Raw genomic sequence first — 14,064 nt, 5'->3', positions numbered from 1 at the left:
AAATTTTCCTCTGCAAGAGAAAAGCTCCGGTTAGCCTCCGGAGCTTTTCTTGTTATTATTCAAAAAGATGTGACAGAACATGACATGCGTACAGGCTCATTGCAGATCTGTTGACTTTGATATTGTCTGTCAATTCAAAATATAAGGCGTGTTCCTTGTATTCATGTTTGAAGAAAGGTGTAAATACAAGGTCCCACTGCTTTAAAAACTGTCCGGGTTTCCTTGTGTAGCAGTTCTCTGCTTTGGCCTGAACTCTGTGCGACCTTTCTACGAAGGAAGCTACAGACTTGTGTAGCGCCTGATCTTCATCCGGAAGATAATAATAATCCTTATAATTCGAATAGAAATATTTGAGCTCTTCTTCAAAAAGAGGAATTCTAAGATTTGCCGTATTACCCTCTACATTCAAAAATACTCCGTCAAGATTGCATTTAAACGGTACAGGGAGATTACATGAAAGTGAAAGCTTCATGAATATCTCTTTCTTCTCTTTCCCGTCCATATCTGTATAATAGTTGGCCTGAACTTTGACAGCTCGTAGAGGGAGTGTATCAGACAGTTCGGACTGCTGAGCATCTGTTCGCATGTGAAGAGGGGGCATGTTCTTGATGCTTTCAAAAAAGTCTACATAGTACAGGATAGGAAGCAGTTCTGACATACCCTTGACATCATCCTCGTTGTGAAGCAGGAGAAGCCTGTAGAATTCTTCGTTTTTGGATTCCAGATACTTGTCATAGATTTCGATGAGCTGGCCTCCTGTGAAGACATCTTCGCGATTTATTCCCAGGAACAGTTCTATTGTCTTTTGCTTGCAGTTCTCAAGTCCCAGAACATCCTTGTAGGGCGATATAAGCTTGTATATATCAATAGAATTCATATTATCCAATTGATCTACAATTCCATAATGGTCACACTTGGCTTTGATATAAGGAAGATCGAATCTGTTGCCGTTGAAGTGGATCAGAGTATCATAAGTTGATGCAAACATCAAAAAGGCATTCAGGATCTCTTCTTCATCATCTTTCTTGTCTGCAAACCACTGGGCAAGATGCCAACTGCCCTGTTCGTAGAAGGCACATCCTATAAGATACAGCTTTGAAGTCTTGGCAGAAAAGCCTGTAGTTTCTATATCAATAAAAATGGCTTTTTCGGGATTTTCTACCAGTTTATTGATTGGATACGGTGCGAGCATGACCGGTTTAAAAAGTATATCTTTTTGTATGATTATCATATTAACCTCTGGATTATAGTAAATGAACCGAATATGTATGACTATAAGGGATTCTTATGACATATTTTATGATTCAATTACTATAGTAAACGATAATTGATCAAAATCAAAGTAATGATATTTTATCACATTGTACAAGGTAGTGCATTAGCCGTAGCTAACAATTCTTCTAAAATGTTTTTAAATATATATACAAACGATATAAAAAATGCCGATTATTCATCAAAATATAGATTGTAGTATATGGAATTTTTATAATTTAAGTCGTAAAATATTATTGTGATATTGTGAGTAAATACAATTATGTAAACCTTATCTGAATGGGAGACATTAAAGACTTCAAATATTATCACAGGTCTTGGAATGGTCTTAGTGTGAGGTTTACTATTTGTATTTTTTCCGTATCATAGGCACTGATAAAATCATCAGAAAGAAGGGTAGGAAATGGCGCGACTAACGTTCGTAGGGGGAGTCCATCCATATGAAGGCAAAGAGCTGACTATGGACAAACCCATCAAAAGTGTTCTGCCTAAGGGTGATCTTGTATATCCGTTATCACAGCATATCGGAGCACCTGCATCCCCAATAGTGGCAGTAGGTGACCATGTTCTGACCGGGCAAAAAATTGCTGAGGCTTCAGGTTTTGTATCTGCTCCAATCTATGCGACAGTATCCGGAACCGTTAAGGCGATTGAGCCTAGAAGACTTGCGACCGGCGGAATGTGCAACAGTATCATCGTTGAGAACGATGGACTCTATGAAGAAGTTGAATGGCCTGAAGTAAAACCGTGGGAGGAGATGACCAGCGAAGAGATAGTAGCTGCTGTCAGAGAGGCCGGGGTTGTCGGAATGGGCGGTGCAGGATTCCCAACCGCTGTCAAATTATCCCCTAAAGAACCCGATAAAATCGAATACGTAATAGCTAACTGCTCAGAGTGTGAGCCTTATCTTACCTCAGATTATCGTCGTATGATCGAAGAACCTGAGCTTATTATTGGTGGTCTTAAGATTGCTGTATCTCTTTTCCCTAATGCAAGAGGTATCCTTGCGGTTGAAGATAATAAGCCTGAGGCTATCAAGAAGCTCCGTGAGCTTACTAAAGATGAACCCAAGATTGAGGTTAAGCAGCTCCAGACCAAGTATCCTCAGGGCGCTGAGCGTATGCTGATATATGCATGTACAGGCAGAAGTATCAACTCATCTATGCTTCCTGCAGATGCGGGATGTATCGTTGATAATACTGATACGCTCTGTGCTATATATCGAGCTGTTACAGAAGGAAGACCTCTGATGGAGAGGATCGTAACCATTACAGGTGATGCGATCAAGGATCCTTGTAACTATAAAGTCAGGATCGGTACAAGCTATCAGGAACTTTTGGATGATGCAGGTGGATTCTATAAGACACCTCAGAAGATCATCTCAGGCGGTCCTATGATGGGCTTTGCTGTATGGGATACCGAAGTTCCTACAACCAAGACTGCATCAGCTCTTACATGTCTTACAGAAGATGCTGTTTCTGCTATGGAGCCTACAGCATGCATTAACTGTGCTCGCTGTGTAGAGGCTTGTCCTGAACAGCTTATTCCCAAGAATCTTGCTGATGCTGTAGAGCATGGACAGACAGAGAGATTCCTTAAGGAATACGGTATGGAATGCTGCGAATGTGGATGCTGCTCATTTATCTGTCCGGCACATCGTCACTTGACACAGCTTATCAAAGGCATGCGTAAAATACAGCTTGCTAATCGCAAGAAGAAATAAGGGGAGGACAATATGAGCGAATTTAGAAATGTGTCGTCCAATCCGCATGTCAGGAGTGGCTCTACGACCACCAATATTATGCTTTGGGTGATCATAGGACTATGTATTCCGGCTGCGTTTGGCGTATTTAACTTTGGTCTGTATGCACTTGTTCTCATATTATTATCTATAGCTACAACAGTTATCACTGAGTATGTATATGAGAAACTTATGCACAAACCTAACACTATAGGAGACCTTTCTGCAGTTGTAACCGGTCTTCTTATAGGCCTTAACATTCCAAGTACAGCTCCTTTCTGGCTTCCTATAATCGGCGGTATCTTCGCCATTGTAGTAGTCAAAGAGCTCTTTGGAGGACTTGGACAGAACTTTATGAACCCGGCTCTGGGTGCAAGATGTTTTCTCGTAATATCTTTTCCCAGACTTATGACAGATTTCGTTACAGATACTTATACAGGTGCAACACCTCTTGCAGCACTTAAGGCAGGCGAGGAAGTTGACGTAATGAAGATGATCGAAGGTTTCACAGGCGGTGTTATCGGTGAGACTTCTATGATCGCGATCGTAATAGGTGCTTGTGTACTTATCATGGCAGGCGTCATCGATCTTAGAATTCCCGGATCATACATCGTTTCTTTTGCTATCTTCGTAATGATCTTCGGCGGACGCGGATGGAATCCTGCATACCTTTCTGCACAGCTTGCAGGTGGCGGACTTATGCTTGGAGCTTTCTTCATGGCTACCGACTATGTAACGAGTCCTATCACTAATGTGGGAAAATATATTTATGGTATAGTTCTGGGACTTCTTACCGGAATATTCCGTATCTTTGGATCAAGTGCAGAGGGCGTATCCTATGCGATCATCATAGGCAATCTTCTGGTTCCGCTTATCGAGAGATGGACACTTCCAAGAGCTTTCGGTATTCCGAAAAAATCACGCAAGAAGGAGGCAAAAGCATGAGTAATGAACAGACAGCCGATCTTAAGAAAAATGAGACCGGTGAAATGATCAAAAATGCCCTTATCCTCTTCGTGATCACACTTATTGCAGGAGTCTTATTAGGGCTTGTATATCAGATCACCAAGGAACCTATCGCTTACCAGAATGCTCTTAAGGTTGAGAAGGCCAATAAGGCAGTATTTGCAAGCGCAAGTTCTTTTGGACAGGACAATATCGTTGATAGCTCAAAGGCTAGTGAAGTCTTAGGTACATCAGCAGATTATTCAGGCGTTACGATTGAATCTGTCATAGAGGCTTATGATGGAAGCGGCAATGTTATTGGATATATCGTTCAGGTAACATCCAAGGGATATAACGATGATATCGAGTTCTCTATGGGTATTACAACAGATGGAGTACTTAATGGAATCTCTCTTATATCCATCAGCGAGACTCCTGGTCTTGGTATGAATGCTGAGAAGGTATTGGTTCCTCAGTATTCTGTTGACGGCGGAATCGATGCAACAGTAACATATTCGGTTGTTAAGGACGGAACAGGCAAGTCAAGTCTTAATGACACCTCGATCGAATCTATATCAGGTGCCACTATCACTTCCAAAGCAGTTACCAATGGTGTAAATGCCGGCCTTCTGTACTATACAAACGTTCTGGAAGGAGGTCAGTAAGATGAGTGAAAAAAGAAAAGGCGCTCTCGGGCTTCCTGCAGACACACCGCTTGAGAGATTTTTAAATGGTATAGTTGTAGAAAATCCTACGACAGTTCTTGTACTTGGTATGTGTCCTACACTTGCCGTTACAACATCTGCCATCAATGGTCTGTCAATGGGTCTTGCAACTACTTTCGTTCTGGCTCTTTCTAATCTGGTAATATCACTGCTTAGAAAAGTCATTCCGGATACAGTAAGAATTCCATCATTTATTGTAGTCATCGCTTCGTTTGTTACACTGGTAGACCTTTTGATGCAGGCATATCTTCCTGCTCTCAACGAAGCACTTGGCGTATATATCCCGCTTATCGTTGTTAACTGTATCATCTTCGGACGTGCAGAGTCATATGCCAGCAAACACGGCGCTGTACCGGCTCTTTTTGACGGACTTGGAATGGGACTTGGTTTCACATGTTCTATCACCATCATAGGTCTTGTACGTGAGCTTATCGGCGCAGGAACAGCTTTTGGTATTCAGCTCCTTGGCGAAGGAACAGTTGTTCCCGGACCTGTTGGTACATTCTTTGGAATGTATACTCCTATCAGTATCTTCGTACTTCAGGCAGGTGCATTCCTGGTACTTGGAACTCTTATGGCTACCATGAACAGGATCAACAGAAAGCGTGCTGAGAAGGGCAAGGATGTGTCCAAGTATAAAAGCGGCGGATGCATGAATGTAGATATGGAGATTCCTTCCAAGAAGGATGACAAGAAAGAAGCTTCTAAAGAAGAGTCTAAAGCAGAAGACAATAAAGAAGATAAAAAGGAGGAAGATGACAAATGAATGTAGTAAGTCAGCTTATAGGCATACTGATCATGTCCTCCCTGATCAATAACGTAGTATTATCACAGTTCCTTGGACTGTGTCCTTTCCTTGGCGTATCCAAGAAGGTTTCAAGTGCTGCCGGAATGGGCGGAGCTATCATATTTGTAATAACTCTTGCATCTGCAGTGTGCGGACTTTTGTATAAGTTCATACTGGTTCCCCTGGATCTGGTATATCTTAATACTATAGTTTTCATACTTATAATAGCGATGCTGGTTCAGTTTGTTGAGATGTTCCTTAAGAAATTCGTTAAGCCTTTGTATGAGGCACTTGGCGTATATCTTCCACTTATCACAACTAACTGTGCTGTTCTTGGTGTTGCACTTCTTAACGTAACTAATGAGTACAATATCATCGAGGGTATAGTGAATGGATTTGCAACAGCAGTCGGCTTTACTATTTCCATTACGATTCTGGCAGGACTTCGTGAGAAGATGGAATACAATGATATTCCTGAATCATGGAAGGGAACACCGATTGTAGTTATTACGGCAGGACTTATGGCAATTGCATTCACAGGATTCTCAGTGCTTCGCTGAGCGACTTGGAAGGAGAAACTATGTTAAATGGAATATTGATCGCGGTGGCTGTTGTTGCGGGCTGCGGAATCCTGATAGGTCTGATTCTCGGCTATGCCAACATCAAGCTTCACGTAGATGTAGATGAAAAAGAGGCAGCTGTCCTTGGCGTTCTACCAGGCAACAACTGCGGCGGCTGCGGATATCCAGGATGTTCGGGATGTGCTGCTGCTATAGCTAAGGGCGAAGCTCCGGTTAATCAGTGTCCGGTAGGTGGCGCTCCTGTAGCAGCTCTTATATCCGAAATCATGGGAGTAGATGCAGGCGAGACAGAAAGGGAAGTTGCTTACGTACACTGCGGAGGCGACTGCGAGCAATCTACAAGGCAGTATGAATATACAGGAGCCATGGATTGCCGCGTTATCAACCAGCTTCCCGGAAGCGGTCCTAAGACATGTACTTTTGGCTGTCTTGGCGGCGGCTCCTGCGTATCTGTATGTCAGTTTGATGCTATACATATAGTCAATGGAGTGGCAGTAGTAGATAAGGATAGCTGTAAAGCATGCGGCAAGTGCATAGAAATATGTCCAAGAGGCCTTATAGATCTGATTCCTTACAGCGCTACAGAATCTGTAAGATGTAAGTCTCAGGATCCGGGTCAGAAAGTCAATAAATATTGTAAGGTTGGATGTATCTCATGTCATATATGTGAAAAGAACTGTCCGGTAGGCGCTATCACAGTTGAAAATAACCTTGCTCGTATAGATCAGTCCAAGTGTACTCATTGCGGACTTTGCGCATCCAAGTGTCCGAAGAAAGCAATCGAGAAGATCGGATAAAAAGTAATATAAATCTGATTAAAAAACCTCGTTTCCGTTATGGTAGTGGAAACGAGGTTTTTGCGTTAATGTTATGAATTTAAAATGATTATCAAAGTAGCAAAGATTTATAGTCTGTCGTCCTTGACGAGATATACCTGATATGGCACCGACTAGGTTTGAAGCCTTAGTATATCACTCCAAAATCTGAGGTGCTTCTACAAAGTCTGGGATCTCTACTTCGAAGTCTGTGCTTAGACCGCAACTTGTTATAGCAGCAACATCGAATACGTATCTGTTGTCCATAGTCTTCTGGACATCTGTTATCTCTATATCCCTGTTATGCCAGTCGGCAAGATCCAGAATGGAGTTATCCTTAAAAGTCAGAATTGTAGGTCTGAATATATCATCTTTATTTTCTGCAAGAACCAATGCTTTCTCATGGTTATTAAGTTCAACTGTTATACCACAGGAGAGAATGTTGACACTGTCTATAAGGGCATCAACGATCTTTTTGTCATATACATTCTCATGAAGAAGTGTGCGGATGGCTGTTACTTCTGAAGCGGGTTCGCCTGCATTTTGCATAGCTGTCATCCTGTCGTAGGCGTTGGCTACAAGCAGGATCTTTGCACCAAGGATTGCATTTGGATTGGGTTTTTGTTTACTTCCATGAGCTTGAACGCATATACGCTTGATATCGGGACTATCTGAGTATAGGGATTCGATAAGATTAAATCCCTTGGTCATATAATCTTCCGGGATATCAGAACTTTCACCGGAAAAAGAAGGATTGTCCGAAATGAACAGGATCTTGCCAAGCTCGTGTATGACAGCAGCTGTTACAACTTTCATCTGGTCTATAGGAGAGGTGTTTAACTTATTGGCTATCATGGCGCACAGCATAGCAACGCTAAGAGTATGCCTGAATATGTGATCTTCTTTGGTTCTAAGATCCTGACTGAAATTGATCTTGCTATCAAGATGACCATAATTCTGGATTATATCTGCAACTATGAACTGAGTTTTGGACAAAGTTTCTTTAGATACAATAAGTTCAAGCTCCTGCTTAATGGCATAAACATTCATAGTCTGGAATCTTTCGAAATCTATATCAGCTTGAGTCATGGGAGGAACTGGTTCGGCAGGCTCTAGAATGAACATGCCCATGAGACCGAAATTTTTAATGCTGGCAATCCCGGATTCATTGATTTTGGAATTACGATCGTATAGAAGTATTCCGTTTTTGGAGTATACAGGCCTCGCCAGACGCATGCCTGCTTTCATATTATCTATTTTTACAAAACGCATCGTAATCCTCCGGTGGAGAATAGTCGTTGTAACGAATATATATTAACGCTTATATAAATATATTATCACTATATTGAAAGCTATGCAATTTCGCTTGATTTCATTTAGTTAATCCGGAGCTGTAGGTTATAGAATAGTCGCTGTATACAAAGGCTGCTTCTACGCTGTCTAACGATTCTATTAGTTCCATGCCCTTTGAAGGGCCCAGTACGAAGCAGGCTGTAGAGAGAGCGTCACCGTCTACCGAATTGTCTGATAGTATTGTGACACTGTAAAGGCCATTATTAACAGGATAGCCGGTTTTGGGGTCTAATATATGGTGATAGATAGTATCGTCTATTTTGAAGTAGCGTTCATAGACGCCTGAAGTAACAACAGATTTATCTACGGCAGATACTGTGGTCACGTAGTCGCCTGCATTACCAAAAGGCTTTTCTACTCCTACTGTAAAAGAGGTGTTATCGGGCTTTGAACCAACAAGAAGAGCATTGCCGCCAAGATTTATAATGGCAGATCGTACTCCTTGTTGAACCAGATATTCTTTTAACTTATCAGCTATAAAGCCTTTGGCAATAGCACCTAGTTCTATCTTAACATCAGGATCTGTAAGCGTTACGATAGAGTTATCCTTATCGACAACGATAGTATTATAATCAGTGTGTTCTAAAGCTTTCTGAATGTCTGCATCGCCTGGTACTACGTGATCTTTTTCATCATCAGATGTAAAATCCCACAATGAGATAACACTGTAAAGAGCCGGGTTAAAAGCCCCATCTGTAAGTTTGGCATAATATAAAGCTGTATCAAGAAGGGAGATGGTTTCGGTACTGACTTTGACAGGTGTGCCCGCAGAATTATTGATCTTCCATATATCAGAATCTTCTTTTGATGCCGAAAGAAGGTTGTCATAGTATGCTGCAAGTTCCATGCATCCGTCGAGAATGCTTTCGTCCTGCTTATCATAGATGCGTACATTTATGACTGTATCAAAATAAAACGAAGTCCTATCGACATAGTCCGAAGAGGACGCGGTTTGATAGCCGCATCCTGTCAGACCTGCAAGAAGGAGAGAAGCAAGCATTGCTACTATGATGATCATTGCGATAATAGCAAAGAAACGCTGCTTGCGGTCCCTCTTAGAAGTGTTTGTGTTATTTGACATATTACCTGACTTCCATTTCGTTATAATTTTGTATACGCTTTGATATTTTAACATGCGTATAGATATCAGCATAGTCCTTGGAACTTAAATCTTCAATATAGTTTAGCTCATATTTTTTCTTAACACCTTTTTTAAGAAGGATATCAGCGGCTTTATTATAGGCAATCGCTGCTTCGTATTCCGTGTTGTAATGGCCTATAACGTAGGAACTTCTGATATGGATCACAGCTTTGTAACGTTGAAATCCCTTCTCAGTGTACATGCGTACGCCCCGGTATCTGTTGATGATCTCTATATTCTGGTATCTAAGATCTGTGGAATCTGAGTTGATGAATCTATAGTCGCGCCCTGCCACTGCGTATGGAGGGATACCATACCTTGAATATATGCTGATCTGGCTGCCGTAGTCAGCTACGAACAGATGTGATCCTCTTCGCATTATAGAGTGCGAAGAATAGTAGAACAGATCATCAATATCGAATGTCAAAATGTCATTGTATGACAGATAGTATAGGAAAAAATCTTTTTTTAATAATATAGGTGTTCCTATATATACTCCCTGATCTCTGAAATTGACAAGTATTACGCATTTCTGGAAAGATAGCGCATAATCTTTTTTCCAGTCTTTGAGCTCCCAGGCAGAGTTCTCGATAATGCCCCTTGCTTCAAGATATGCTGCGTGTGCCATCATGGGATTGTCATAAGAACCAAGGGCAATGTGCTTGCCCTTGTGAGTGATTGAAGCTCTGTAATAGGTGGATCCGTCCTTGTAAACGGCGGGTTGTACGCCGGATAGAGTGGTCAGATTCTCCATACTCAACTTTAACCTCATGTCGCGAGTAAAGTAAGTGGCTAATGGTTCAAATTGGTGGAGCTCGCGGCACCAATTTGGGTTTGAAAGTGAAACACTTTCAAACTTAACCTCATGTCGCGAGTGAAACGAGTGACTAATGGTTCAAATTGGTGGAGCTCGCGACATCAATTTGGGTTTGAAAGTGAAACACTTTCAAACGTTGCTCTCTTAGTGAAAAATAATGAATATTGATGTATAAATATACATTATTTGTTTGAATTGCTTGTTCCCTAACTTGAGTAATGTATGGTACAATGTGCAATAAAGTTTAGTTATCTATATTTTACCATGTACAGGGAGGCAATATCCATGGCAGATGTAATTTATTCAAGTACAAGAGGGGCGGATCTTAAAGTAAAGGCATCAGAAGCTGTGCTTCGCGGCCTTGCACCGGATGGGGGACTTTTTGTTCCGGATCATATTCCGCATCTTGATAAGACACTTAAAGAAATCTCACAGATGAATTATCAGCAGACTGCTTATGAAGTTATGAAGCTGATGCTCACTGACTATACCGAAGAAGAACTTAAGTATTGCATTGAACATGCTTATGATTCCAAATTTGATACTAAAGAGATTGCACCTTTGACACAGGCAGGCGGAGCATATTACCTCGAGCTCTACCATGGACGTACTATTGCATTTAAGGATATGGCTCTTTCCATCCTTCCATACCTTATGACAACGGCTGCCAAGAAGAACAATGTTAAGAATGAGATCGTAATCCTGACTGCTACAAGTGGTGATACAGGTAAGGCTGCACTTGCAGGCTTTGCAGATGTTCCGGGTACCAGGATCATCGTATTCTATCCCAAGCATGGAGTATCCCCTATCCAGGAGAAGCAGATGGTGACTCAGGAAGGTGCTAATACATGCGTAGTTGGTATTGAAGGTAACTTCGACGATGCTCAGACGGGAGTTAAGAAGCTCTTTACTGATAATGAGCTTGCAGCTAAGATGGATGAAGCCGGATACCAGTTCTCATCAGCTAACTCTATCAACATCGGACGCCTTGTTCCTCAGATCGTATACTATGTATATGCATATACAAGACTTCTTAAAGATGGCAGTATCAAAGACGGCGATCCTATCAACGTAGTAGTTCCTACTGGCAACTTTGGTAATATCCTTGCTGCATATTATGCTAAGAAGATGGGACTTCCGATTGCCAAGCTTATCTGCGCTAGTAACTCTAACAAGGTATTGTATGATTTCTTCCAGACAGGAAGCTATGATAGAAACAGAGACTTCGTACTTACAAGCTCACCTTCAATGGATATCCTCATCTCTTCAAACCTTGAGAGACTTATCTACCATATCGCAGGTGATGACTCAGGCGCTGATGCAGCATATATGAACAATCTTGCTACTACAGGCAAGTATGAGATCACAGACGAAATGAAAGCAAAGCTCTCGGATTTTTACGGCGGATTTGCTACAGAGGATGAGACCAAAGATGCTATATCAAGTCTCTATAAGGCTACAGGCTATGTGATCGATACACATACAGCAGTTGCAAGCCATGTATATGATCAGTATAAAAAAGAAACAAATGATAACACAGTCACAGTTATAGCTTCTACTGCAAGTCCTTTCAAGTTTACAAGAGCTGTCCTTGGAGCTATCGATAAGGCAGAAGATGATGACGATTTCAAACTTGCTGATCAGCTTGCTGCAGAAGCAGGACTTGAGATTCCTGAAGCAGTATCTTCTATCAGAAACGCACCTGTTCGTCACAATACAGTTGTAGAAGTTCCTGATATGGAAAAGGCAGTAAAGAACTTCCTTAATATGTGATAACTGTATAAGGCCAAAAACATAAGTGCTATTGGGCAATAATCCATAAATTCAATAATCTTTTGATATTTGCATAATTAAAAAAGCCGGTCTCTTATTTGAATATAAAAGAACGGCTTTTTTATTTGTCTTAAGTTTCATATCTAGTGTACTGACTCGTTCATATTTGATCAAATATGAATGAGCCGGCACACTAGCATGATAGCTCATAAAAAATGTAGAGTTCACCGCGCGGCTGTGTAAAGCTGTATATTTTTATACGCGCTTATTTATAGGTATATATGGCATATCAGGACCGATTGCCTTATATGCGGGACGGATGATCTTGCCGTTATTGGCGAGCTCTTCCATACGGTGTGCACTCCAGCCGACGATACGAGCCATTGCAAAGATAGGAGTGTACAGTTCAAGAGGCAGACCCAGCATCTTATATACGAATCCTGAATAGAAATCGACATTGACGCTGACACCCTTATACATCTTTCTCTTTTCAGCAATGATCTTAGGAGCAAGAGTTGCAACCTTGTCGTAAAGTGCATACTCTTTATCGAATCCCTTTTCATGGGCCATCTGTTCTACGAATCCCTTGAATATCTGAGCTCTTGGATCAGACTTTGAATAGACAGCATGGCCTACACCATAGATAAGACCTGCTTTGTCAAAGGCTTCACCGGCAAGGAGTTTCTCGAGATATTCTCGTACCTGATCATCATCTGTCCAGTCACTAAGACTGTTTTCCATATCTTCAAACATCCTAACGACCTTGATGTTGGCACCGCCGTGTCTGGGACCTTTTAAAGAGCCGATGGCAGCAGCCATGACGGAATAGGTATCTGTAAGTGAAGATGAGAGTAGGTGCGTAGTAAAACTTGAGTTGTTACCTCCGCCGTGCTCCATGTGAAGTATGAGGCAGATATCCAGGATTTTTGCTTCAAGCTCTGTGTACTGACTGTCAGGGCGCAGCAGATACAGGATATTCTCTGCTGTAGACAGATCAGTCCTTGGCGGATGTATGAACAGAGAATTGCCTTCATGATAATGGTTGTAAGCCTGATATCCGTATATTGCAAGCTCAGGAAAAAGAGCTATAAGAGACATGCATTGTCTTAGTACATTCGGAAGAGAGGTGTCATCCGGATTATCATCATACGAATACAGAGTAAGGACAGATCTTGAGAGTGTGTTCATCATGTCCTTACTGGGAGCTTTCATGATAATATCGCGCACGAAACCGGTAGGAAGACTTCTGTAGAAAAAGAGAGCTTCCTTGAATTCTTCAAGTTCCTTTTTGTTGGGCAATTGTCCGAACAAAAGAAGATATGCAACTTCTTCAAATGCAAAGCGGTTTTCTGTAGTGCTGCCTTTGATGAGCTCTTTAACATTTATTCCGCGATAATACAGCTCACCGTCTTCGGGAAGTGTCTGACCGTTGACCTCTTTGGTAGCGGTGATCTTGGAGATGTGGGTGAGACCTGTAAGTACACCTTTACCGTTAAGATCACGAAGACCTCTTTTTACATCAAAACGAGTATAAAGCTCGGAATCGATAATGTCGGATTTATGGCATAGTTGTGCCAGTTGTTCGATCTGTGGGGTTACAATTGAGTATACGTTTCTTTCTTCAGTCAATAAGCCGTCCTCCTTGCCTTTTGAATATTCTCTCGAATATGATGATGTATAGATCAAAATTATCTTCTGAGCTATGCATCAGTTGATGGAAAAATTTGAAAATAATTGATGCAGATGTGGTTGTATTCAATTCTAAAATCGTATACATTTTTGAATCAAAGATTCAAAAATGCAGCAATAGAGCAGGTTGAGTTCACCTTCGGTGAAGGCTCTATTGCCAACAGATTCATTGAATCACGAAACACGCAGTAAATGCGTGTTTCTGTAATTTACGTTCAAGAAGTCATACATCTGTAAAAAATGAACTGCATAACAAGAAAAAGCAATTCATATAAAATAGAACAATTATATTTTACCACAAAAATACGTATTTTTATGCAAGCTTAGGAACTTTTTAGAAAAAATATCCAAAAACTTGTTTCGATATAAAATAGCAAAGTGATGCTATTATTTAGCCTATGTGATATAATCTTATGGTCAATGGA

Annotated in this window: 12 protein-coding genes; 7 read left to right on the top strand and 5 right to left on the bottom strand. The window is 41.2% G+C overall.

What is annotated here, in order from left to right:
- Positions 1 to 55: 55 nt before the first annotated feature.
- The gene (locus BMX21_RS02640) at positions 56 to 1,231 is read right to left on the bottom strand and encodes a ribonuclease H-like domain-containing protein (RefSeq protein ID WP_242952855.1); all 1,176 of its coding nucleotides are present in this window, start codon (positions 1,229 to 1,231) and stop codon (positions 56 to 58) included.
- 444 nt (positions 1,232 to 1,675) lie between these two features.
- Between BMX21_RS02640 and rsxC the strand changes: the two genes are divergently transcribed.
- The 6 genes from rsxC to BMX21_RS02610 are packed head-to-tail and all read left to right on the top strand — an operon-like array spanning position 1,676 to position 6,848.
- Positions 1,676 to 2,995, top strand: coding sequence for an electron transport complex subunit RsxC (rsxC, locus tag BMX21_RS02635; protein WP_022752617.1), 1,320 nt, complete (start codon positions 1,676 to 1,678; stop codon positions 2,993 to 2,995).
- Positions 2,996 to 3,007: 12 nt separating this feature from the next.
- Positions 3,008 to 3,958, top strand: coding sequence for an RnfABCDGE type electron transport complex subunit D (locus tag BMX21_RS02630; protein ID WP_022752616.1), 951 nt, complete (start codon positions 3,008 to 3,010; stop codon positions 3,956 to 3,958).
- Positions 3,955 to 4,623: an FMN-binding protein gene (locus BMX21_RS02625; protein ID WP_092041018.1), complete on the top strand. Its 669-nt coding sequence runs from the start codon at positions 3,955 to 3,957 to the stop codon at positions 4,621 to 4,623. The genes BMX21_RS02630 and BMX21_RS02625 overlap by 4 nt, the downstream gene beginning before the upstream one ends.
- A 1-nt stretch (position 4,624) precedes the next feature.
- Positions 4,625 to 5,449, top strand: coding sequence for an electron transport complex subunit RsxE (gene rsxE, locus BMX21_RS02620; RefSeq protein ID WP_022757193.1), 825 nt, complete (start codon positions 4,625 to 4,627; stop codon positions 5,447 to 5,449).
- On the top strand, positions 5,446 to 6,030 hold the full coding sequence (locus BMX21_RS02615; protein ID WP_022752613.1) for an electron transport complex protein RnfA: 585 nt from the start codon (positions 5,446 to 5,448) through the stop codon (positions 6,028 to 6,030). Before rsxE ends, BMX21_RS02615 begins: the two co-directional genes overlap by 4 nt.
- A 20-nt stretch (positions 6,031 to 6,050) precedes the next feature.
- On the top strand, positions 6,051 to 6,848 hold the full coding sequence (locus tag BMX21_RS02610) for an RnfABCDGE type electron transport complex subunit B (protein WP_092041016.1): 798 nt from the start codon (positions 6,051 to 6,053) through the stop codon (positions 6,846 to 6,848).
- A gap of 174 nt (positions 6,849 to 7,022) precedes the next feature.
- On the opposite strand, the gene BMX21_RS02605 is transcribed toward BMX21_RS02610, so the two are convergent.
- The 3 genes from BMX21_RS02605 to BMX21_RS02595 form a co-directional block, all read right to left on the bottom strand.
- Positions 7,023 to 8,138 (bottom strand): HD-GYP domain-containing protein, encoded by a 1,116-nt coding sequence (locus BMX21_RS02605; protein WP_027203556.1) that lies wholly within the window; start codon positions 8,136 to 8,138, stop codon positions 7,023 to 7,025.
- A gap of 100 nt (positions 8,139 to 8,238) precedes the next feature.
- Positions 8,239 to 9,300 carry an FAD:protein FMN transferase gene (locus tag BMX21_RS02600; protein ID WP_242952854.1) on the bottom strand — a complete coding sequence of 354 codons (1,062 nt, stop codon included), beginning with the start codon at positions 9,298 to 9,300 and terminating at the stop codon, positions 8,239 to 8,241.
- Between the two features lies 1 nt (position 9,301).
- Entirely contained in the window at positions 9,302 to 10,114 is an 813-nt protein-coding gene (locus tag BMX21_RS02595; protein WP_092041013.1) for an AP2/ERF family transcription factor, read from the bottom strand.
- Between the two features lie 348 nt (positions 10,115 to 10,462).
- Here BMX21_RS02595 and thrC point away from each other — a divergent pair, with 348 nt between their 5' ends.
- Positions 10,463 to 11,950: a threonine synthase gene (thrC, locus tag BMX21_RS02590; RefSeq protein WP_092041010.1), complete on the top strand. Its 1,488-nt coding sequence runs from the start codon at positions 10,463 to 10,465 to the stop codon at positions 11,948 to 11,950.
- Positions 11,951 to 12,205: 255 nt separating this feature from the next.
- Here thrC and BMX21_RS02585 read toward each other — a convergent pair whose 3' ends face one another.
- Entirely contained in the window at positions 12,206 to 13,579 is a 1,374-nt protein-coding gene (locus tag BMX21_RS02585) for a citrate/2-methylcitrate synthase (protein ID WP_022752607.1), read from the bottom strand.
- Positions 13,580 to 14,064: the final 485 nt, after the last annotated feature.

The organism is Butyrivibrio sp. TB (assembly GCF_900110805.1).
GTDB lineage: Bacteria > Bacillota > Clostridia > Lachnospirales > Lachnospiraceae > Butyrivibrio > Butyrivibrio fibrisolvens_C.
The sequence above is the reverse complement of the archived record's forward strand: the minus strand, read 5'-3'. Positions and strand labels throughout refer to the sequence as shown.

Bases quoted from the DNA above. Each gene is read 5' to 3' on its own strand.
- rsxC (WP_022752617.1), top strand. From the start codon at position 1,676: ATGGCGCGACTAACGTTCGTAGGGGGAGTCCATCCATATGAAGGCAAA.
- BMX21_RS02640 (WP_242952855.1), bottom strand. From the start codon at position 1,231: ATGATAATCATACAAAAAGATATACTTTTTAAACCGGTCATGCTCGCA.
- BMX21_RS02610 (WP_092041016.1), top strand. From the start codon at position 6,051: ATGTTAAATGGAATATTGATCGCGGTGGCTGTTGTTGCGGGCTGCGGA.
- rsxE (WP_022757193.1), top strand. From the start codon at position 4,625: ATGAGTGAAAAAAGAAAAGGCGCTCTCGGGCTTCCTGCAGACACACCG.
- BMX21_RS02630 (WP_022752616.1), top strand. From the start codon at position 3,008: ATGAGCGAATTTAGAAATGTGTCGTCCAATCCGCATGTCAGGAGTGGC.
- BMX21_RS02615 (WP_022752613.1), top strand. From the start codon at position 5,446: ATGAATGTAGTAAGTCAGCTTATAGGCATACTGATCATGTCCTCCCTG.
- BMX21_RS02625 (WP_092041018.1), top strand. From the start codon at position 3,955: ATGAGTAATGAACAGACAGCCGATCTTAAGAAAAATGAGACCGGTGAA.
- BMX21_RS02605 (WP_027203556.1), bottom strand. From the start codon at position 8,138: ATGCGTTTTGTAAAAATAGATAATATGAAAGCAGGCATGCGTCTGGCG.
- BMX21_RS02600 (WP_242952854.1), bottom strand. From the start codon at position 9,300: ATGTCAAATAACACAAACACTTCTAAGAGGGACCGCAAGCAGCGTTTC.
- BMX21_RS02595 (WP_092041013.1), bottom strand. From the start codon at position 10,114: ATGGAGAATCTGACCACTCTATCCGGCGTACAACCCGCCGTTTACAAG.
- thrC (WP_092041010.1), top strand. From the start codon at position 10,463: ATGGCAGATGTAATTTATTCAAGTACAAGAGGGGCGGATCTTAAAGTA.